The 18,514-nt window shown below is 40.7% G+C and carries 30 protein-coding genes; all 30 read left to right on the top strand.

Features of this window, described 5'->3' with window-relative positions:
* The first annotated feature begins 245 nt into the window (after positions 1-245).
* The 30 genes from rpsL (at position 246) to ME5_RS07655 (ending at position 18,501) form a co-directional block, all read left to right on the top strand.
* Positions 246-617, top strand: coding sequence for a 30S ribosomal protein S12 (gene rpsL, locus ME5_RS07800; protein ID WP_008039997.1), 372 nt, complete (start codon positions 246-248; stop codon positions 615-617).
* Between the two features lie 18 nt (positions 618-635).
* Entirely contained in the window at positions 636-1,106 is a 471-nt protein-coding gene (gene rpsG / locus ME5_RS07795; protein WP_008039996.1) for a 30S ribosomal protein S7, read from the top strand.
* Between the two features lie 35 nt (positions 1,107-1,141).
* Entirely contained in the window at positions 1,142-3,226 is a 2,085-nt protein-coding gene (fusA, locus tag ME5_RS07790) for an elongation factor G (RefSeq protein ID WP_008039995.1), read from the top strand.
* 61 nt (positions 3,227-3,287) lie between these two features.
* Positions 3,288-4,463, top strand: a complete 1,176-nt coding sequence (tuf, locus tag ME5_RS07785) for an elongation factor Tu (RefSeq protein ID WP_008039284.1) — start codon at positions 3,288-3,290, stop codon at positions 4,461-4,463.
* A gap of 65 nt (positions 4,464-4,528) precedes the next feature.
* Positions 4,529-4,837 carry a 30S ribosomal protein S10 gene (gene rpsJ / locus ME5_RS07780; protein ID WP_007477064.1) on the top strand — a complete coding sequence of 103 codons (309 nt, stop codon included), beginning with the start codon at positions 4,529-4,531 and terminating at the stop codon, positions 4,835-4,837.
* Positions 4,838-4,864: 27 nt separating this feature from the next.
* Positions 4,865-5,602, top strand: a complete 738-nt coding sequence (gene rplC / locus ME5_RS07775) for a 50S ribosomal protein L3 (RefSeq protein ID WP_008039994.1) — start codon at positions 4,865-4,867, stop codon at positions 5,600-5,602.
* Positions 5,602-6,222 carry a 50S ribosomal protein L4 gene (rplD, locus tag ME5_RS07770; RefSeq protein ID WP_008039992.1) on the top strand — a complete coding sequence of 207 codons (621 nt, stop codon included), beginning with the start codon at positions 5,602-5,604 and terminating at the stop codon, positions 6,220-6,222. The genes rplC and rplD overlap by 1 nt, the downstream gene beginning before the upstream one ends.
* On the top strand, positions 6,219-6,512 hold the full coding sequence (locus ME5_RS07765) for a 50S ribosomal protein L23 (protein WP_008039984.1): 294 nt from the start codon (positions 6,219-6,221) through the stop codon (positions 6,510-6,512). The genes rplD and ME5_RS07765 overlap by 4 nt, the downstream gene beginning before the upstream one ends.
* Positions 6,513-6,532: 20 nt before the next feature.
* Complete coding sequence (rplB, locus tag ME5_RS07760) at positions 6,533-7,366, top strand: 50S ribosomal protein L2 (protein ID WP_008039983.1); 834 nt, start codon at positions 6,533-6,535, stop codon at positions 7,364-7,366.
* 15 nt (positions 7,367-7,381) lie between these two features.
* Positions 7,382-7,660, top strand: coding sequence for a 30S ribosomal protein S19 (gene rpsS / locus ME5_RS07755; protein ID WP_008039981.1), 279 nt, complete (start codon positions 7,382-7,384; stop codon positions 7,658-7,660).
* 2 nt (positions 7,661-7,662) lie between these two features.
* Entirely contained in the window at positions 7,663-8,052 is a 390-nt protein-coding gene (gene rplV / locus ME5_RS07750; RefSeq protein ID WP_008039976.1) for a 50S ribosomal protein L22, read from the top strand.
* Positions 8,052-8,762: a 30S ribosomal protein S3 gene (gene rpsC / locus ME5_RS07745; protein ID WP_008039975.1), complete on the top strand. Its 711-nt coding sequence runs from the start codon at positions 8,052-8,054 to the stop codon at positions 8,760-8,762. Before rplV ends, rpsC begins: the two co-directional genes overlap by 1 nt.
* Positions 8,763-8,798: 36 nt before the next feature.
* Positions 8,799-9,212 carry a 50S ribosomal protein L16 gene (gene rplP, locus ME5_RS07740; RefSeq protein ID WP_008039974.1) on the top strand — a complete coding sequence of 138 codons (414 nt, stop codon included), beginning with the start codon at positions 8,799-8,801 and terminating at the stop codon, positions 9,210-9,212.
* A gap of 10 nt (positions 9,213-9,222) precedes the next feature.
* A complete protein-coding gene (rpmC, locus tag ME5_RS07735) occupies positions 9,223-9,423 on the top strand; it encodes a 50S ribosomal protein L29 (protein ID WP_008039973.1) in 201 nt (66 codons plus the stop codon).
* A gap of 11 nt (positions 9,424-9,434) precedes the next feature.
* Positions 9,435-9,674: a 30S ribosomal protein S17 gene (rpsQ, locus tag ME5_RS07730; RefSeq protein ID WP_008039972.1), complete on the top strand. Its 240-nt coding sequence runs from the start codon at positions 9,435-9,437 to the stop codon at positions 9,672-9,674.
* Between the two features lie 147 nt (positions 9,675-9,821).
* On the top strand, positions 9,822-10,190 hold the full coding sequence (gene rplN / locus ME5_RS07725; RefSeq protein WP_008039971.1) for a 50S ribosomal protein L14: 369 nt from the start codon (positions 9,822-9,824) through the stop codon (positions 10,188-10,190).
* A 12-nt stretch (positions 10,191-10,202) separates the two neighbouring features.
* Complete coding sequence (gene rplX / locus ME5_RS07720) at positions 10,203-10,517, top strand: 50S ribosomal protein L24 (RefSeq protein WP_008039970.1); 315 nt, start codon at positions 10,203-10,205, stop codon at positions 10,515-10,517.
* Entirely contained in the window at positions 10,510-11,067 is a 558-nt protein-coding gene (gene rplE, locus ME5_RS07715; protein ID WP_008039966.1) for a 50S ribosomal protein L5, read from the top strand. The genes rplX and rplE overlap by 8 nt, the downstream gene beginning before the upstream one ends.
* A 24-nt stretch (positions 11,068-11,091) precedes the next feature.
* Complete coding sequence (gene rpsN / locus ME5_RS07710; protein ID WP_008039964.1) at positions 11,092-11,397, top strand: 30S ribosomal protein S14; 306 nt, start codon at positions 11,092-11,094, stop codon at positions 11,395-11,397.
* 14 nt (positions 11,398-11,411) lie between these two features.
* Positions 11,412-11,810: a 30S ribosomal protein S8 gene (rpsH, locus tag ME5_RS07705; protein WP_008039962.1), complete on the top strand. Its 399-nt coding sequence runs from the start codon at positions 11,412-11,414 to the stop codon at positions 11,808-11,810.
* Positions 11,811-11,849: 39 nt separating this feature from the next.
* Complete coding sequence (gene rplF / locus ME5_RS07700; protein WP_008039960.1) at positions 11,850-12,383, top strand: 50S ribosomal protein L6; 534 nt, start codon at positions 11,850-11,852, stop codon at positions 12,381-12,383.
* A 12-nt stretch (positions 12,384-12,395) separates the two neighbouring features.
* Entirely contained in the window at positions 12,396-12,758 is a 363-nt protein-coding gene (rplR, locus tag ME5_RS07695; RefSeq protein ID WP_008039959.1) for a 50S ribosomal protein L18, read from the top strand.
* An 80-nt stretch (positions 12,759-12,838) separates the two neighbouring features.
* Positions 12,839-13,402 carry a 30S ribosomal protein S5 gene (gene rpsE / locus ME5_RS07690; RefSeq protein WP_008039952.1) on the top strand — a complete coding sequence of 188 codons (564 nt, stop codon included), beginning with the start codon at positions 12,839-12,841 and terminating at the stop codon, positions 13,400-13,402.
* Between the two features lie 34 nt (positions 13,403-13,436).
* On the top strand, positions 13,437-13,643 hold the full coding sequence (gene rpmD / locus ME5_RS07685) for a 50S ribosomal protein L30 (protein WP_008039950.1): 207 nt from the start codon (positions 13,437-13,439) through the stop codon (positions 13,641-13,643).
* Positions 13,644-13,665: 22 nt separating this feature from the next.
* Entirely contained in the window at positions 13,666-14,136 is a 471-nt protein-coding gene (rplO, locus tag ME5_RS07680) for a 50S ribosomal protein L15 (protein WP_008039948.1), read from the top strand.
* Between the two features lie 202 nt (positions 14,137-14,338).
* A complete protein-coding gene (gene secY, locus ME5_RS07675; protein ID WP_008039946.1) occupies positions 14,339-15,685 on the top strand; it encodes a preprotein translocase subunit SecY in 1,347 nt (448 codons plus the stop codon).
* On the top strand, positions 15,682-16,260 hold the full coding sequence (locus ME5_RS07670) for an adenylate kinase (protein ID WP_008039945.1): 579 nt from the start codon (positions 15,682-15,684) through the stop codon (positions 16,258-16,260). Before secY ends, ME5_RS07670 begins: the two co-directional genes overlap by 4 nt.
* 174 nt (positions 16,261-16,434) lie before the next feature.
* Positions 16,435-16,803 (top strand): 30S ribosomal protein S13, encoded by a 369-nt coding sequence (rpsM, locus tag ME5_RS07665; protein WP_008039943.1) that lies wholly within the window; start codon positions 16,435-16,437, stop codon positions 16,801-16,803.
* 198 nt (positions 16,804-17,001) lie between these two features.
* Positions 17,002-17,391 (top strand): 30S ribosomal protein S11, encoded by a 390-nt coding sequence (rpsK, locus tag ME5_RS07660; protein WP_008039942.1) that lies wholly within the window; start codon positions 17,002-17,004, stop codon positions 17,389-17,391.
* Between the two features lie 96 nt (positions 17,392-17,487).
* On the top strand, positions 17,488-18,501 hold the full coding sequence (locus tag ME5_RS07655) for a DNA-directed RNA polymerase subunit alpha (protein ID WP_008039940.1): 1,014 nt from the start codon (positions 17,488-17,490) through the stop codon (positions 18,499-18,501).
* The last annotated feature ends 13 nt before the right edge of the window (positions 18,502-18,514 follow it).

The following is an 18,514-nucleotide window of genomic DNA, read 5'->3' as shown; positions in this document are numbered from 1 at the left end:
ACATGTTTTGAATTTTGTCTCAAACAAGGTTTATTTTACGGTTTTGAAGTAAACATATAACGGGTGCATGAGATTAGCGTCTCCTCTGCTTTTGTTCAGGTGATCTGCAAATTGCAGTGATGCCTGTTTTATTGTTTGTTTAAAATGTCGTATGTGCTGAAGATATATTTTTGTATTAAACGGCTAAGTTTAAGTTAATCCGTCCAAGCGGTCGAGATGAATAAAAAGTGAAAGAGGAAGGTTGTATGCCTACCGTAAACCAGTTAATTCGCAAACCGCGTGTCGTGCCGGTAAAGCGTAATAAAGTGCCTGCCTTGCAAGCAAATCCACAAAAGCGTGGTGTATGTACACGCGTATACACAACGACGCCTAAAAAGCCAAATTCAGCATTGCGCAAGGTGGCTAAAGTGCGTTTAACAAATGGTTTTGAGGTTATCGGTTATATTCCTGGAGAGGGCCATAATCTTCAAGAACACTCGGTTGTGATGATCCGTGGTGGGCGTGTTAAAGACTTGCCTGGTGTGCGTTATCATATTATTCGTGGTGTTTTGGATACCCAAGGTGTTAAAAACCGTAAACAGCGCCGTTCAAAATATGGCGCAAAACGTCCTAAATAAGTTTGAGAGACAAAGCTGATGTCCCGTCGCCATAGAGCAGAAAAACGTGAAATTAATCCAGATCCCAAGTTTGGTGATCTTGTTATTACAAAATTTATGAATTCCATCATGTTGGATGGAAAAAAATCAGTAGCAGAGCGCATTGTTTATGGTGCACTTGATGCGGTTGAGGGGAAGGTAAAATCTGAGCCTGTTGCTTTGTTTCATCAGGCTTTAGAAAATGTAGCTCCCCACGTTGAGGTTCGTTCTCGTCGTGTTGGTGGTGCGACTTATCAGGTTCCTGTTGATGTGCGTCCTGATCGTCGTCAAGCGCTTGCTATTCGCTGGTTAATTGCAGCGGCACGTAATCGCAATGAAACAACGATGGTTGATCGTCTGTGTGGTGAACTAATGGATGCTGCAAATAACCGTGGTTCTGCGGTTAAAAAGCGTGAGGATACGCATCGTATGGCTGAGGCTAACCGTGCGTTTTCTCATTACCGTTGGTAGAGAAATAGAATTTTTTTTAATCGAAGGCGAAAGATATGGCCCGCGAATATAAAATCGAAGATTACCGTAATTTTGGGATTATGGCGCATATTGATGCGGGTAAAACCACGATGACAGAACGTATTCTCTTCTATACGGGGAGAAATCATAAAATTGGCGAAACGCATGACGGTGCTTCAACCATGGATTGGATGGAGCAAGAGCAAGAACGTGGTATCACAATTACTTCTGCTGCAACGACAACGTTTTGGGAAGGTAAAGACGGTAAAAAACGTCGTTTTAATATTATTGACACTCCTGGGCACGTTGATTTTACAATTGAAGTTGAGCGTTCTTTGCGTGTGTTAGATGGTGCCATTGCGCTTCTTGATGCAAACGCTGGTGTTGAGCCTCAAACTGAAACTGTTTGGCGTCAGGCGGAAAAGTATCGTGTTCCACGCATGGTTTTTGTTAACAAAATGGACAAAATTGGTGCTGACTTTTACCGTAGTGTAGAAATGGTTGGTACCCGTCTTGGTGCAAAAGCGCTTGTGGTGCAGTTGCCAATTGGTGCTGAAAACGAGTTTGAAGGTGTCGTTGATCTTATTGAGATGAAAGCCTTGACTTGGGATGGTTCTATTGGTTCTGCGGCTATTGTTTCTGATATTCCTGCTGATATGAAAGAAAAGGCTGAAGAGTATCGTGAAAAATTAATAGAAATGGCAGTTGAGGTTGATGAAGCCGCTACAGAGGCTTATCTTGAAGGTAATATGCCGACCAATGAACAACTTGTTCAGCTTATTCGTCGTGGTACAATTGCAGTTGAATTTCATCCTGTTCTTTGTGGTACTGCTTTTAAAAATAAAGGTGTTCAACCTTTGCTTGATGCAGTTGTTGCTTATTTGCCTTCACCCGTTGATGTTCCTGCTATTGCTGGTATTGATGTAAAAACTGAATCTGAGACGACGCGTCAGTCTTCAGATGATGCGCCTTTGTCAATGCTTGCTTTTAAAATCATGAATGATCCTTTTGTTGGTTCGCTAACTTTTTGTCGTATTTATTCAGGTAAAGTGCAAAAAGGTGTTTCTCTTGAAAATACTGTAAAAGGAAAAAAAGAGCGTATTGGTCGTATGTTGCAGATGCATTCGAATTCTCGTGAGGATATTGAAGAAGCTTTTGCTGGGGATATTGTTGCTTTAGCTGGTCTCAAAGAGACGACAACAGGTGATACGCTTTGTGATCCATTGAAACCGGTCATTTTGGAACGGATGGAATTTCCAGAGCCTGTTATTGAAATTGCGATTGAGCCAAAAACGAAGGCTGATCAGGAAAAAATGGGTATTGCTCTTAATCGTCTGGCTGCTGAAGACCCTTCTTTCCGTGTCAAATCTGATGAAGAATCAGGTCAAACAATTATTGCTGGTATGGGTGAGCTTCATTTAGATATTATTGTTGATCGTATGAAGCGTGAATTTAAGGTGGAAGCCAATATTGGTCAGCCTCAAGTTGCATATCGTGAAACGATTACGCGTGAAGCTGAAATTGACTATACGCATAAAAAACAATCTGGTGGTTCTGGACAGTTTGCGCGTGTTAAAATCATATTTGAGCCTCATGAAGGTGACGATTTTATTTTTGACTCAAAAATTGTTGGTGGTGCTGTTCCTAAAGAGTATATTCCTGGTGTACAAAAAGGTATTGATAGTGTGATGGGTTCGGGTCCTCTTGCAGGTTTTCCTATGCTTGGTGTCAAAGCTACTTTGATCGATGGTGCTTATCATGATGTTGACTCTTCTGTTTTGGCGTTTGAGATTGCCGCTCGCGCAGCATTTCGTGAAGGCGCACAAAAAGCTGGAGCACAACTTTTAGAACCAATTATGAAGGTTGAAGTTGTAACACCTGAAGATTATGTTGGTGATGTTATTGGTGATTTAAACTCAAGACGTGGCCAAATTTCGGGTACTGAAGCTCGTGGAATAGCAACAGTTATTAATGCAATGGTGCCGTTGGCAAACATGTTTGGATATGTTAACACACTTCGTTCAATGAGTCAGGGTCGTGCGCAATATACAATGCAATTTGATCATTATGAGCCAGTACCAACGGCAGTGGCTCAAGAAATTCAGAAAAAAATGGCGTAATCAAGCGGTTACGTATAACTTTCAACTCAATCCTTAAACGGATAGAAAATGGAGAGCTCAAATGGCAAAGAGCAAATTTGAACGTAATAAGCCGCATGTTAATATCGGCACGATTGGTCACGTTGACCATGGCAAGACGTCGTTGACGGCAGCGATTACGAAATACTTTGGAGAATTCAAGGCTTATGATCAGATTGATGCTGCGCCTGAAGAGCGTTCACGCGGCATAACGATTTCGACGGCTCATGTTGAATATGAGACGGAAAATCGTCACTATGCGCACGTTGATTGCCCGGGTCATGCTGATTACGTTAAGAACATGATCACAGGTGCGGCACAAATGGATGGTGCGATATTGGTTGTGTCGGCGGCTGATGGTCCGATGCCTCAGACACGTGAGCATATTCTTTTGGCGCGTCAGGTTGGTGTTCCAGCGATTGTTGTTTTTTTAAACAAGGTTGATCAGGTTGATGATGAAGAGCTTTTAGAGCTTGTTGAGTTGGAAGTTCGTGAACTTTTATCAAAATATGATTTTCCTGGTGATGAGATACCGATTGTTAAAGGATCAGCGTTGGCAGCGCTTGATGATAGCAATAAAACGATTGGCGAGGATGCTGTACGTTTATTGATGAGCGAAGTTGATTCTTATATACCAACGCCATCACGTCCGGTTGATCAGCCATTTTTGATGCCGATTGAAGATGTATTTTCTATTTCGGGTCGTGGTACTGTTGTTACAGGTCGTGTTGAGCGCGGAATTGTTAAAGTTGGTGAAGAAATTGAGATTGTAGGTATACGTCCAACTTCAAAAACGACAGTAACGGGCGTTGAAATGTTCCGTAAGCTTCTAGATCAAGGTGAAGCTGGTGATAATATTGGTGCTCTTTTGCGTGGTATTGATCGTGAAGGGATTGAGCGTGGTCAAGTTTTAGCGAAGCCTGGAACAGTGACGCCGCATACAAAGTTTAAGGCAGAAGCTTACATTCTTACAAAAGATGAAGGTGGACGTCATACACCTTTTTTCACCAATTATCGTCCACAGTTTTACTTTCGTACAACAGATGTGACAGGAATTGTTACATTGTTGGATGGAACAGAAATGGTAATGCCTGGTGACAATGTTACTGTTGATGTTGCTTTGATTGTTCCAATTGCGATGGAAGAAAAATTACGTTTTGCTATTCGTGAAGGTGGCCGTACAGTCGGTGCTGGTATCGTATCGCAAATCATCGAATAAAATGTTTTTTAAGTGTTAGGGGCGTCTTTTAAAAAGACGTTTCCTATAACAGGGAAGTTAATAGTATGAACGGTCAGAATATCCGAATTCGCTTAAAAGCGTTTGACCATCGGATCCTTGACGCTTCGACACGTGAGATTGTGTCGACGGCTAAGCGTACTGGCGCCAACGTCCGTGGTCCGATTCCGTTACCAACGCGAATTGAGAAATTTACGGTTAATCGTGGGCCGCACATCGATAAGAAGAGCCGTGAGCAGTTTGAAATGCGCACACATAAGCGTCTTCTTGATATTGTTGATCCGACGCCTCAGACAGTCGACGCGCTTATGAAGCTCGATTTATCTGCTGGCGTTGATGTCGAGATCAAGCTTTAAGGCTTGGGGACGGAAGGAACGAACCCGATGCGTTCAGGTGTAATTGCACAGAAACTGGGCATGACCCGTGTCTATAATGACTCTGGAGAGCATGTGCCAGTAACAGTACTACGTTTAGATAACTGTCATGTTGTTGCGCAACGGACAGTTGAAAAGAATGGCTATACCGCTGTTCAATTAGGTGTAGGGCTAGCGAAGGTAAAAAATACGTCGCAAGCTATGCGTGGTCATTTTGCTAAGGCTTCAGTAGAGCCTAAAGCAAAAGTTGCTGAATTTAGAGTAACTCCAGATAATCTTTTGGATGTTGGTGCTGAAATAACAGCGGAACATTTTGTTCCTGGCCAAAAAGTTGACGTAACTGGTACGTCAATTGGTAAAGGATTTGCAGGTGTTATGAAGCGTCATAATTTTGGTGGTCATCGTGCTTCGCATGGTAACTCTATTACTCATCGTGCGCATGGTTCCACAGGCCAAAGGCAAGATCCTGGTAAAGTATTTAAAGGCAAAAAAATGGCTGGTCACATGGGGAGTACACGTGTGACAACTCAAAATATTGAAGTTGTGTCGACTGATACTGATCGTGGTCTTATTCTCGTACGCGGTGCTGTACCAGGATCAAAAGGCGCATGGATTTTAGTTCGTGATGCTGTCAAAATAAATTTGCCAGATAATGCACCAAAGCCTGCGGCTCTTCGTCAAGCTGTTCAAGTACAAACAGAAGTAGCACCAGTTGTTGCAGCTTCAGCAGATGAAGGAGTCGAATAATGGATCTCAATATTATGACTCTGGAAGGCAAGGAGACAGGGAAAGTTACTCTTTCTGATGCTGTTTTTGGTCTTGACCCAAGAGAAGATATTCTCCAACGTGTTGTTCGTTGGCAACTTGCTCGTCGTCAACAAGGTACGCATCAAACTCAAAGTCGTGCTGATGTTTCACGCACTGGTGCAAAGATGTACAAACAAAAAGGCACAGGTCGTGCGCGTCATTCATCTGCGCGTGCTCCACAGTTTCGTGGTGGTGGTAAGGCTCATGGGCCTGTTGCTCGCAGTCATGCGCATGATTTACCTAAAAAAGTTCGTGCTTTAGGATTGCGTTTTGCGCTATCTGCTAAATTAAAGTCTAATGATTTAATCATCGTTGATGATTTAAGTTTAAAAGAACCAAAAACAAAAGTTTTGACATCTAACTTTGAAAAGTTAGGTTTTAAAAATGCTTTACTTATTGGCGGCAATGAGCTTGATGTTAATTTTTCTCGTGCTGCATCGAATATCCCGAATATCGATTTTCTTCCTGTTCAGGGTATCAATGTTTATGATATATTGCGCCGTGGAAAGCTTGTTTTATCCAAGGCTGCTGTAGAAGCCCTTGAGGAGCGTTTCAAATGACGGATCTTCGCCACTATGACGTAATTGTCAGTCCAGTTATAACTGAAAAATCGACATTGATTTCTGAAAATAATCAAGTCGTTTTCAATGTCGCGCCGAAAGCGACAAAACCTGAAATAAAAGCTGCTGTTGAATCGCTTTTTGGCGTGAAAGTGACAGCTGTAAATACTCTTAACCGTAAAGGTAAAGTAAAACGTTTCAAAGGTATTGTTGGTCGGCAAAGTGATGTCAAAAAAGCGATCGTGACACTGGCAGAAGGTCAGTCAATCGACGTTTCGACAGGTCTATAAAAGGCTCGGAGTATAGAATAATGGCACTAAAGCACTTTAATCCGACCACGCCAGGCCAGCGTCAGCTTGTTATTGTTGATCGATCAGGTCTCTTTAAAGGTAAACCTGTTAAAGCATTGACTGAAGGTCTTTCCTCTAAAGGTGGTCGTAATAATCGCGGTCGTGTTACAGCACGCTTTCAAGGTGGTGGTCACAAACGGACATATCGTTTTGTTGATTTTAAACGTTTGAAGCGTGGTATGAATGCACAAGTTGAACGTATTGAATACGATCCGAATAGAACTGCCTTTATTGCATTGGTTAAATATGAAGATGGTCAACTTAGTTATATTATAGCACCACAGCGTTTGGCTGTTGGAGACAAAGTTTTTGCAGGGCAAAATGCGGATGTAAAGCCTGGTAATGCTATGCCACTTGCTTCAATGCCGATTGGTACCATTGTTCATAATATTGAAATGAAACCAGGAAAAGGTGGTCAAATCGCGCGGTCTGCAGGTACTTATGCGCAGCTTGTTGGACGTGATCAAGGAATGGCAATATTGCGTTTGAATTCAGGCGAACAACGTTTGGTTTCTGGTCTTTGCTATGCCACTGTTGGTGCTGTTTCAAATCCTGATAACAGTAATATTAATGATGCTAAGGCTGGTCGTTCACGTTGGCGTGGTAAGCGTCCTCATGTTCGTGGTGTCGCTATGAATCCTGTTGATCACCCACATGGTGGTGGTGAAGGTCGTACATCTGGTGGTCGTCATCCAGTATCACCTTGGGGTAAACCTACAAAAGGTAAGCGTACACGTTCTAATAAGTCGACAGATAAATTTATTATGCGCTCACGTCATCAGCGCAAGAAGTAAGAGAGGTAGTCTATAATGGCTCGTTCAGTTTGGAAAGGACCGTTTATCGATGGCTATCTTCTCAAGAAAGCTGAGAAGGTACGTGCTAGCGGTCGTAATGAAGTAATTAAAATGTGGAGCAGGCGCTCAACTATTTTGCCACAATTTGTTGGTCTGACATTCGGTGTTTATAACGGTAACAAGCATGTTCCTGTGTCAGTATCCGAAGAAATGGTGGGTCATAAATTCGGTGAGTTTGCTCCAACACGTACTTATTATGGTCATGGTGCGGACAAGAAAGCGAAGAGGAAATAACAATGGGCAAAGCTAAGGCGCCACGCCAGCTCAAAGAAAACGAGGCAAAAGCTGTTGCTCGTACGATTCGTGTAAGTCCCCAGAAGCTTAATCTGGTTGCTGCATTGATCCGCGGTAAAAAAGTAAATGCAGCAATAGCTGACCTTAATTTTTCACGTAAACGTATTGCTGAAACAGTTCGCAAAACATTAGAATCAGCTATTGCTAATGCTGAAAATAATCATGATCTTGATGTTGATTCTTTAATTGTTGCTGAAGCTCATGTTGGAAAATCAATTGTCATGAAACGTTTTCACGTTCGTGGACGTGGTCGTGCAAGCCGTATTGAGCGACCATTTTCACATTTAACGATTATTGTTCGTGAAGTTTCCGAAAAAGAGGAGGCCGCGTAATGGGTCAAAAGATTAATCCAATCGGGCTTCGTCTCGGCATTAATCGTACATGGGATTCTCGTTGGTATGCTGATACTGGTGAGTATGGAAAGTTGCTTCATGAAGATCTGAAAATTCGTGAATATGTCATGGAAGAACTAAAGCAAGCAGCGATTGCAAAAGTTGTTATTGAACGCCCGCATAAAAAATGTCGTGTCACAATTCATTCTGCTAGACCTGGTCTTATTATTGGTAAAAAAGGTGCAGATATTGAAAAGTTGCGTCGTAAATTGGCAGAAATGACAAATGCTGATACATCTTTAAATATTGTAGAAGTTCGTAAGCCTGAAATTGATGCAACATTAATTGCACAATCGATTGCTCAACAATTAGAACGTCGTGTTGCTTTCAGACGTGCTATGAAGCGTGCAGTGCAATCTGCAATGCGTTTGGGTGCAGAAGGTATTCGTATTAATTGTTCGGGTCGTTTGGGTGGTGCTGAAATTGCTCGTATGGAATGGTATCGTGAAGGACGTGTTCCTCTTCATACATTGCGTGCAGATGTTGATTATGGTACTGCAGAGGCAAAAACCGCTTATGGTATTTGCGGTGTTAAAGTTTGGGTCTTTAAAGGAGAAATTCTTGAGCATGATCCTATGGCTTCTGAACGTCGTGCAACTGAAACAGATAGTCAAGGTTCGAACACGAATCGTCGTCGTGAAAATACTTGATTGAGACGTATAAAATTAGATTTGGAGTAATGGACAATGTTGCAGCCAAAGCGCACAAAGTTCCGTAAACAATTTAAAGGTCGTATACACGGTGCATCCAAAGGTGGAACGGATCTTAATTTTGGTGCTTACGGTCTTAAGGCTCTTGAACCTGATCGTGTAACAGCACGTCAGATTGAAGCCGCTCGTCGTGCTATCACACGTTATATGAAACGTTCTGGTCGTGTTTGGATACGTATTTTTCCAGATCTTCCTGTAACATCAAAACCTACTGAAGTTCGTATGGGTAAAGGTAAAGGAAGTGTTGATTATTGGGCGGCTCGTGTTGCTCCTGGACGTATTATGTTTGAGCTTGACGGTGTTCCTGAAGAAGTAGCGCGTGAAGCATTGCGTTTAGGTGCTGCAAAATTGCCGATAAAAACACGTTTTATCCAGCGTATAGCTGATTAATGAGGTCGCAATGAAAGCTGCAGAAGTACGGGCTAAAACGCCCGATCAGATGAGTGAAGATTTAGCTCGGTTGAAAAAAGAACAATTTAATTTACGTTTTCAAAAAGCAACCGGTCAGTTAGAAAAAACAGCGCGTGTAAAACAGGTTCGCCGTGATATTGCACGTATTAAAACAATCGCCCGCCAAAAGGCGGTTGAAAGTAAGGCTTAAGGATTTTAGATATGCCTAAACGCATTTTGCAAGGCGTTGTCGTCAGTGATAAAAGTGATAAGACTGTAGTGGTTAAAGTAGAGCGTCGTTATGCGCATCCATTATTGAAAAAAACCATTCGTCAGTCTAAAAAATACAAAGCACATGATGAGAACAATCAATTCAAAACCGGTGATTATGTTTCTATACAAGAATCAAAACCGATTTCGAAATATAAGCGTTGGATCGTTGTAAATAACGGTACTGCTTAATTCACTTGGATTTTTTTATTTTAAGTACTATCGTTTTTTAAACGATTTGATTTATAATATTAAAAAATCTTAATCAATATTTGACAGGCAAGTCTAGATGTGTCAAAGGCACAGCTGGACGTAAACATTAAGAGAAGGCGGCCAGTCATGATTCAGATGCAAACAAACCTCGACGTAGCGGATAATTCCGGCGCCCGTCGTGTCATGTGCATCAAGGTGCTGGGCGGTTCAAAGCGGAAATATGCTTCAGTTGGCGATATTATTGTCGTTTCTGTTAAAGAAGCTATTCCGCGCGGCCGCGTAAAAAAAGGCGATGTAATGAAAGCTGTTGTTGTTCGTACAGCAAAAGATATTCGTCGTGCAGATGGTAGTGTTATTCGTTTTGATAAAAACGCTGCTGTTTTAGTTGATAACAAGAAAGAGCCGATCGGTACTCGTATCTTTGGACCGGTTCCACGTGAATTGCGTGGTAAGAACCATATGAAGATCATTTCGCTCGCGCCAGAAGTTCTATAAGGGGCTATAGCGATGCAGAAAATTCGTAAAGGCGATAAAGTCGTTGTTTTGGTTGGTAAAGATAAAGGCCGTAATGGTGATGTCATTAAGGTCAATCCGAAAGACGAAACGGCTTTGGTTCGTGGCATTAATATGTTAAAACGCCATCAACGACAAACGCAAACTCAAGAAGCTGGTATTGTTACTAAAGAAGGGCCTATTCATTTGTCGAATTTGGCGATTTCTGATCCTAAAGATGGTAAACCAACTCGTGTTGGTATTCGTATCGAAAAGGATGGAACGAAAGTTCGTGTAGCAAAACGTTCAGGAGAGGTGATAAATGGCTGATAAAAAGCAAGAGCCGCGTTTGAAAACGCATTATCTTGAAGTTGTACGTAAGTCTCTCCAAGAAAAATTTAATTATCAAAATCACTTGCAAATTCCTCGTATTGACAAAGTCGTTATCAATATGGGTGTTGGTGAGGCGACTGCAGATTCAAAAAAACCAGCTCTTGCGGCTGGAGATCTTGCTTTAATTACTGGTCAAAAAGCCGTTGTGACGTATGCACGTAATTCAATTGCGACTTTTAAAGTTCGTGAAGGAATGCCATTAGGTGCAAAAGTGACGCTTAGAAAAGATCGTATGTTTGAGTTTATAGATCGGTTGGTGACAATTGCGTTGCCAAGGGTTCGCGATTTTCGTGGACTTAATCCGAAAAGTTTTGATGGCCGTGGTAATTTTGCTATGGGTATTAAAGAACACATTGTGTTTCCAGAAATCAACTATGATAAAGTTGATCAGATTTGGGGCATGGATATCATCGTTTGTACGACAGCAAAAACGGATGGTGAAGCACGTGAATTGTTACGTGGTTTCAATTTTCCGTTTCGTTCGTAACGGCAAGCGTAGCGAGGTAAAGTTATGGCAAAAACAAGTGCCGTTGAAAAAAATAAACGTCGTCAGTCTATGGTTAAACGCCATGCTGCTCGTCGTGCGCGTCTAAAAGCAGTAATTATGGATCAAAATGTTTCTTTAGAAGAACGTTTTCATGCATCTATACAATTGGCTGAAATGCCTCGTAATTCTGCTAAAGTTCGAATTCGTAATCGTTGTGAAGTAACGGGGCGACCTCGTGCTTATTATCGTAAATTAAAAATGTCTCGTATTGCATTGCGTGATCTTGGTTCATCAGGACATATTCCTGGTGTTGTTAAATCGAGCTGGTAAGGGGAGTTTCATTTATGTCTATGTCAGATCCTCTTGGAGATATGCTAACACGTATTAGAAATGCAATGGGTCGTAAAAAAGCGACGGTTTCTACACCAGCGTCGAAATTACGTGCGCGCGTTTTAGATGTCCTTCAAAGTGAAGGTTACATCCGTGGTTATAATCAAGTTGATTTCAATAATGGTAAGTCTGAAATTGAAATTGAATTAAAATATTTTGACGGTGCCTCTGTTATTCGTGAAATTTCTCGTGTATCGAAGCCAGGTCGTCGTGTTTATGTTTCTGTTAAATCTATTCCGCAGGTTGCGAATGGGTTGGGTATTTCTGTTTTGTCAACACCTAAAGGTGTTATGGCAGATCATGAAGCTCGTGAACAGAATGTTGGTGGGGAGCTTCTTTGCCGTATATTCTAAATATGGTAAAAGGCACAGGCAGAAAGACAGGTTGATAAAATGTCTCGTATAGGAAAAAAGCCCGTACCGGTTCCCGCTGGTGTTACAGCAACTGTTGATGGGCAATTGGTAAAAGCCAAAGGTCCAAAGGGCGAATTAAGTTATGTCGTCAATGACGAAGTTATCGTTAAGTATGAGGATGACTCGGTTTTTGTTACGCCTCGAACGCAGTCAAAAGATGCTCGTTCTAAATGGGGAATGTCTCGATCGATGATTGAAAACATTTTTCAAGGTGTTAAAGACGGTTTTGAAAAAAAATTAGAAATCAATGGTGTTGGTTATCGTGCTGCAATGCAAGGTAAAAATATTCAGCTTTCTCTTGGATTTAGTCATGATGTCGTGTATGAAGTGCCAAATGGCGTTTCAGTTGTCGTACCTAAGCCTACTGAGATAGTTGTTTCTGGTATTAGTAAACAACAAGTTGGACAAGTTGCCGCAGAAATTCGTGAATATCGTGGACCTGAGCCTTATAAAGGTAAGGGAGTAAAATATGCGGATGAGCGTATTGTGCGTAAAGAAGGCAAGAAGAAATAAGGATTTTGCGTCATGGCTTCGCCTAAAAATATACTTCATCGGCGCGCGCAACGTGTTCGCCGTCAGGTTAAATCGGTTGCTAATGGTCGTTTAAGATTAAGTGTTCATCGATCAAACCAAAATATTTATGCCCAGATCATTGATGATGTTCGTGGTCATACTGTTGTTTCAGCATCGACTTTGGATTCTGATTTAAAAAAATCTGTTAAAAGTGGTGCTGATAAAAATGCCGCGTCTCAAGTCGGAAAGCTTATTGCTGAACGTGCAAGTAAAGCTGGTGTAAAAGACGTAGTTTTTGATCGTGGTTCCTATATTTATCATGGTCGTGTTCAAGCATTAGCTGAGGCTGCTCGAGAAGGTGGTCTTAATTTTTAAAATCATTTATATAATGATTTAATAAATTTCATAATTTATTAAATTTTATCGTGCTTCCGGAAAAGAAAAAGGAATGAGGAATGGCACAAAAAGAAAGAAATAATAATCGCGATGAACGTCGTGAAGAGCGTGATAATGAATTTGTAGATAAACTTGTTCATATTAATCGTGTTGCAAAAGTTGTAAAAGGTGGTCGTCGTTTTGGTTTTGCCGCGCTTGTCGTTGTAGGTGATCAAAAGGGTCGTGTTGGCTTTGGACATGGTAAAGCGCGTGAGGTGCCTGAAGCTATTCGTAAAGCTACAGAATCTGCTAAACGTGAGATGATCTATGTGCCTTTGCGCTCAGGACGGACATTGCATCATGATGTGTCAGGGCGACACGGTGCTGGTAAGGTTTTGTTACGTTCAGCGCCAGCAGGTACTGGTATTATCGCTGGTGGACCAATGCGTGCTGTTTTTGAGACTTTAGGTATGCAGGATGTTGTTGCTAAATCATTGGGTTCATCAAATCCTTATAATATGGTTCGTGCGACATTCGATGCTTTGAAACACCAAATGCACCCAAAAGATATTGCTGCACAGCGTGGAATTAAATATTCTACATTGCAAGCACGTCGGCAACATTTGATTGGTTCGGAAGAATAGTCCTTTCGGGCTTATCAAATAAAGGAATTGAAACATGGCTGAGAAAAAAACTCTGAGCGGTAAAACTGTAACGGTCGAGCAAATCGGTAGCCCAATTCGTCGTCCGCAAGTTCAGCGAGCTACTTTAAAAGGGCTTGGTTTGAATAAAATGCATCGTCGTCGTACTTTGCAGGATACTCCTGCTGTTCGTGGTATGATTGCTAAAGTGCAACATCTTGTTAAAGTGATTGATGAAAGTTAATTTGGGCGCAGGAGTATAGAAAATGAAACTCAATGAACTGCGCGATCAAGAAGGCGCAACAAAAAATCGCAAACGTGTTGGTCGTGGTATAGGCTCAGGTACTGGTAAAACTGGCGGACGTGGTGTAAAAGGTCAAAAGTCACGTTCTGGTGTTGCATTAAATGGTTTTGAAGGCGGTCAAATGCCGATCTATCGCCGTTTACCAAAGCGTGGGTTTACCAATATTTTTGCAAAAAGATTCAATGAAGTATCTTTGGAACGTATTCAAAGAGCATTAGATGCTGGTAAATTGGATGCTTCTAAAGTAGTAAATGCAGAAGCTTTAAAAATGGCCGGTATTATTCGTCGTGAAAAAGATGGTGTTCGTCTTTTGTCAGATGGTGAGCTTAAAACAAAGTTATCTTTTGATATTGCAGGTGCTTCTAAAGCAGCAATTGAAAAAGTGGAAAAAGTTGGTGGATCGATTAATTTTCCTGCTGCTAAGCCTGAATAAAAATTATATTATATTTGCATTAGGCCTAGAGTGGGTGTTTCATCCAGTCTAGGCTTTTTGTTTTGTTAAAATATTTTTGATTGCAAATTACGTTAAATTAAGACAATACAAGCTGAATTTTGATGATATGATCTTTTGCTTTGTAAATTTGAGATTATCATAAAAATGGTTTTTAACCATTAACAGATACCGGAGAAAATGGATGGCATCAGCCGCAGAACAACTCGCATCTAACATGAATTTTGGTGCTTTTTCTCGTGCAACTGAGTTGAAAAAACGCATATGGTTTACACTTGGTGCACTTCTTGTTTATCGGTTAGGAACTTATATTCCTTTGCCTGGCATTAATTCGGATGTTTTGCGGCAGGCTTTTGAAGGAAATTCTTCAGGCTTGTTGGGAATGTTCAATATGTTCGCGGGGGGCGCGGTCGGGCGTATGGCAATTTTTGCATTAGGTATTATGCCTTATATTTCTGCATCCATTATTGTACAGTTAATGACATCAGTTGTGCCCTCTCTTGAAGCTTTGAAAAAAGAGGGAGAATCAGGTCGTAAAATTATCAATCAATATACACGCTATGGAACTGTTCTTTTAGCAATATTACAGGCTTATGGTCTTGCTTTTGTTCTTGAAAGTGGTTTTGATAGTGGGCAGCAATTTGTAACAAACCCTGGTATGTTTTTTAGAATTACGACAGTTATAACACTTGTCGGTGGTACTGTCTTTTTAATGTGGCTTGGTGAGCAAATTACTTCACGTGGTGTTGGTAATGGTATTTCCTTGTTTATTTATGCAGGAATTGTGGCTAATTTGCCTGTCGCAATTGCTCAACTTTTGACAGCCCATAGTTCTGCTGATTTATCGACTTTAATGTTGCTTGTGATTGTTGTTATGGTTGTTGCAATTTTGGCGGTTATTGTGTTTTTTGAACGCGCCCAAAGACGTATACTCATTCAATATCCAAAAAGACAAGTTGGCAATCGTATGTTTCAGGGTGACACATCACATTTACCATTAAAACTAAATACTGCGGGTATTATTCCAGCTATTTTTGCATCCTCTTTGCTGATGCTGCCTGGCATGTTGAACGATATGTCTGAAAATATGCCACAATGGGTGCAGACGGCTGCTTATTTATTTAGTCATGGACAACCTTTATACATGCTTTTATATGGCTCTTTGATTGCTTTTTTCTGTTTTTTCTATACGGCAATTGTGTTTAATCCAAAAGATACAGCAGACCAATTAAAGAAGCATTCTGGTTTCATTCCAGGTATTCGTCCAGGTGAACGTACGGCTGAATATATTGATTATGTTTTGACAAGAATTACTGTCGTTGGTGCCATTTATATTGTGGCGGTTTGCCTTATGCCAGAACTATTAATGGCTCGTCTTGGTGTACCGTTGTTTTTAGGTGGTACATCATTATTAATCGTTGTCACCGTTACTCTCGATACGATTTCTCAAATTCAAGGACATCTCGTTGCGCATCAATATGAGGGTTTGATTAAAAAATCAAAATTGCGTGGAGGAAAGAGAGGGAGATGAGATTAATATTATTAGGGCCTCCTGGTGCAGGTAAAGGAACACAAGCAAAAAAACTGATCGAAAAATATAAGATTCCACAATTGTCTACAGGTGATATGTTGCGATTAGCGGTTGCACAAAAGACAGATATTGGTTTGCGTGCTAAAGCTATTATGGACAATGGTGGTTTGGTTTCTGATGACATTGTTAACCAAATCGTGGAAGAAAGAATTTCAAATGAAGACTGTCGAAATGGTTTTATTTTAGACGGTTTTCCACGAACAGTTGGTCAAGCTAAAGCACTTGAAAAGATTTTAATGAAAAAAAATATGCAATTAGATGCTGTTATTGAATTGGTTGTCAATCATAATGCTCTTGTTGATCGTATGAAAAAGCGTGTTGAAGAAACTTTGGCTTCAGGTGGTAACATTCGTTCGGATGATAATGTTGAAGCGTTTGAAAAACGTTTGTTAGAATATCATGAAAAAACAGCCCCTTTATCGACGTTTTATCAAGAAAGTGGTTTGTTGAAGACTGTTGATGGTATGGCTAATGTTGATGAAGTATCGATATCAATAGAAAATCAGCTTCATTAATTTTCTCTTTTTTGTGAATTTATGAAAGGGTGTTGACTTTTGTGTCGGAATCCTTCACAGAATTTAAAACTTATATGGTGAGCTTATACTGCTTGCATTTATATGAAATCATACAATACATAATCGTAGTGAAAATTTCATTCGGTTTAACAATTTAATTTAAGGAGAACCGGCGTGGCTCGTATTGCTGGCGTCAACATCCCAACGAATAAGCGTGTTGTGATTGCACTTCAATATATTCACGGGATTGGACAAAAATTTGCTAAAGAAATCGTAGAAAAAGTAGGTATTCCTTCTGAACGACGTGTCAATGAGTTGTCAGATGCGGAAGTTCTTCAAATACGTGAAGCAATTGATCGTGATTATCAAGTAGAAGGTGATCTTCGTCGCGAAGTCGCGATGAATATTAAACGTTTGATGGATCTTGGTTGCTATCGCGGACTTCGTCATCGTCGTTCTTTACCTGTTCGTGGTCAACGTACGCATACAAATGCGCGTACGCGGAAAGGTCCTGCAAAAGCGATCGCTGGCAAAAAGAAATAATTCACACTTTAATATTTAGCATTTTATAATTTTCTAAAACATATGAAAGTGTATTTATTTAAAAAAATATAAAATAAAAGTTGATTTTATTTTATAAAATAGAAAAGTGTTTTCACGCGCTTTAAGTTTAAATAAACAGTGAAAAAAAGGTGTAGCTGCTGGAATTACGGCGGTGAAGAGATCGTTGAAAGGAAAGATATGGCTAAGGATGCCACACGTGTTCGTCGTCGCGAACGTAAAAATATTTCATCGGGTGTTGCCCATGTGAATTCGACGTTTAATAATACTTTAATTACAATTACGGATGCGCAAGGCAATGGTATCGCATGGTCTTCAGCTGGTGCGCAAGGCTTTAAAGGTTCTCGTAAGTCAACACCTTTCGCTGCTCAGGTTGCCGCTGAAGATTGTGCCAAAAAAGCGCAAGAGCATGGTATGCGTTCATTGGAAGTTGAGGTTTGTGGTCCAGGTTCTGGTCGTGAATCAGCTTTGCGTGCTCTTCAAGCCGCAGGTTTTGTGATTACATCAATAAGAGATGTGACCCCAATTCCTCATAATGGTTGCCGCCCACGTAAAAAACGTCGGGTTTAATCTAGTATGTTTTTCATTGCTGAAGGATGTTCTTTCAGCGTTCAGACTGGCCGTTGCGGTTGAATAGTGACGGAAGTAAAGGACAGGAATAAAAATATGATCCAGAAAAACTGGCAGGAATTGATTAAGCCAAATAAGGTTGAATTTCATACCGAAAATGGTGCGAATAAAGCAGTGGTTACTGCTGAGCCGTTAGAGCGTGGGTTTGGGCTTACCCTTGGAAATGCTTTGCGTCGTGTGTTATTGTCATCTCTTCGTGGTGCTGCTGTTACAGCAGTTCAAATTGACGGTGTGTTGCATGAATTTTCATCTATCGCTGGTGTTAGAGAGGATGTGACCGATATTATTTTGAATATTAAAGAAATTGCTATTCAAATGGAAGGTGAGGGTCCTAAGCGTATGGTTGTGCGTAAAGAAGGACCTGGTATTGTTACAGCTGGTGATATCCAGACTGTTGGCGATGTTGAAGTTTTAAATCCTGATCATGTCATTTGTACATTGGATGAAGGTGCAGAAATTCGAATGGAATTTACTGTAAATACAGGAAAAGGTTATGTTCCTGCTGAGCGCAATCGTGCAGAAGATGCACCGATCGGACTTATTCCTGTTGATAGTCTTTATTCACCTGTACGTAAAGTGTCTTATAAAGTTGAAAATACTCGTGAAGGTCAAGTTCTTGATTATGATAAATTGACCTTAATGATTGAAACCAATGGTGCGGTAACAAGTGAAGATGCTGTCGCTTTTGCAGCGCGTATTTTACAAGATCAACTCTCAGTTTTTGTTAACTTTGAAGAGCCACAAAAAGAAGCACCTCAGGAACAAGTTTCTGAACTGGCGTTTAATCCTGCCCTTCTTAAGAAAGTTGATGAGTTGGAGCTTTCTGTTCGTTCAGCAAATTGTCTTAAAAATGATAATATCGTCTATATTGGTGATCTTATACAAAAGACAGAATCTGAAATGTTGCGTACTCCAAATTTTGGTCGCAAATCATTAAATGAAATTAAGGAAGTTTTGGCGTCAATGGGACTTCATCTTGGTATGGAAATTCCTGCTTGGCCGCCAGAAAATATCGATGATCTTGCAAAACGTTATGAAGATCAATATTAAATTAAACTTTAAG

The organism is Bartonella tamiae Th239 (assembly GCF_000278275.1).
Taxonomy (GTDB): domain Bacteria; phylum Pseudomonadota; class Alphaproteobacteria; order Rhizobiales; family Rhizobiaceae; genus Bartonella; species Bartonella tamiae.
This window is presented reverse-complemented; position numbering and strand designations above follow the sequence as displayed.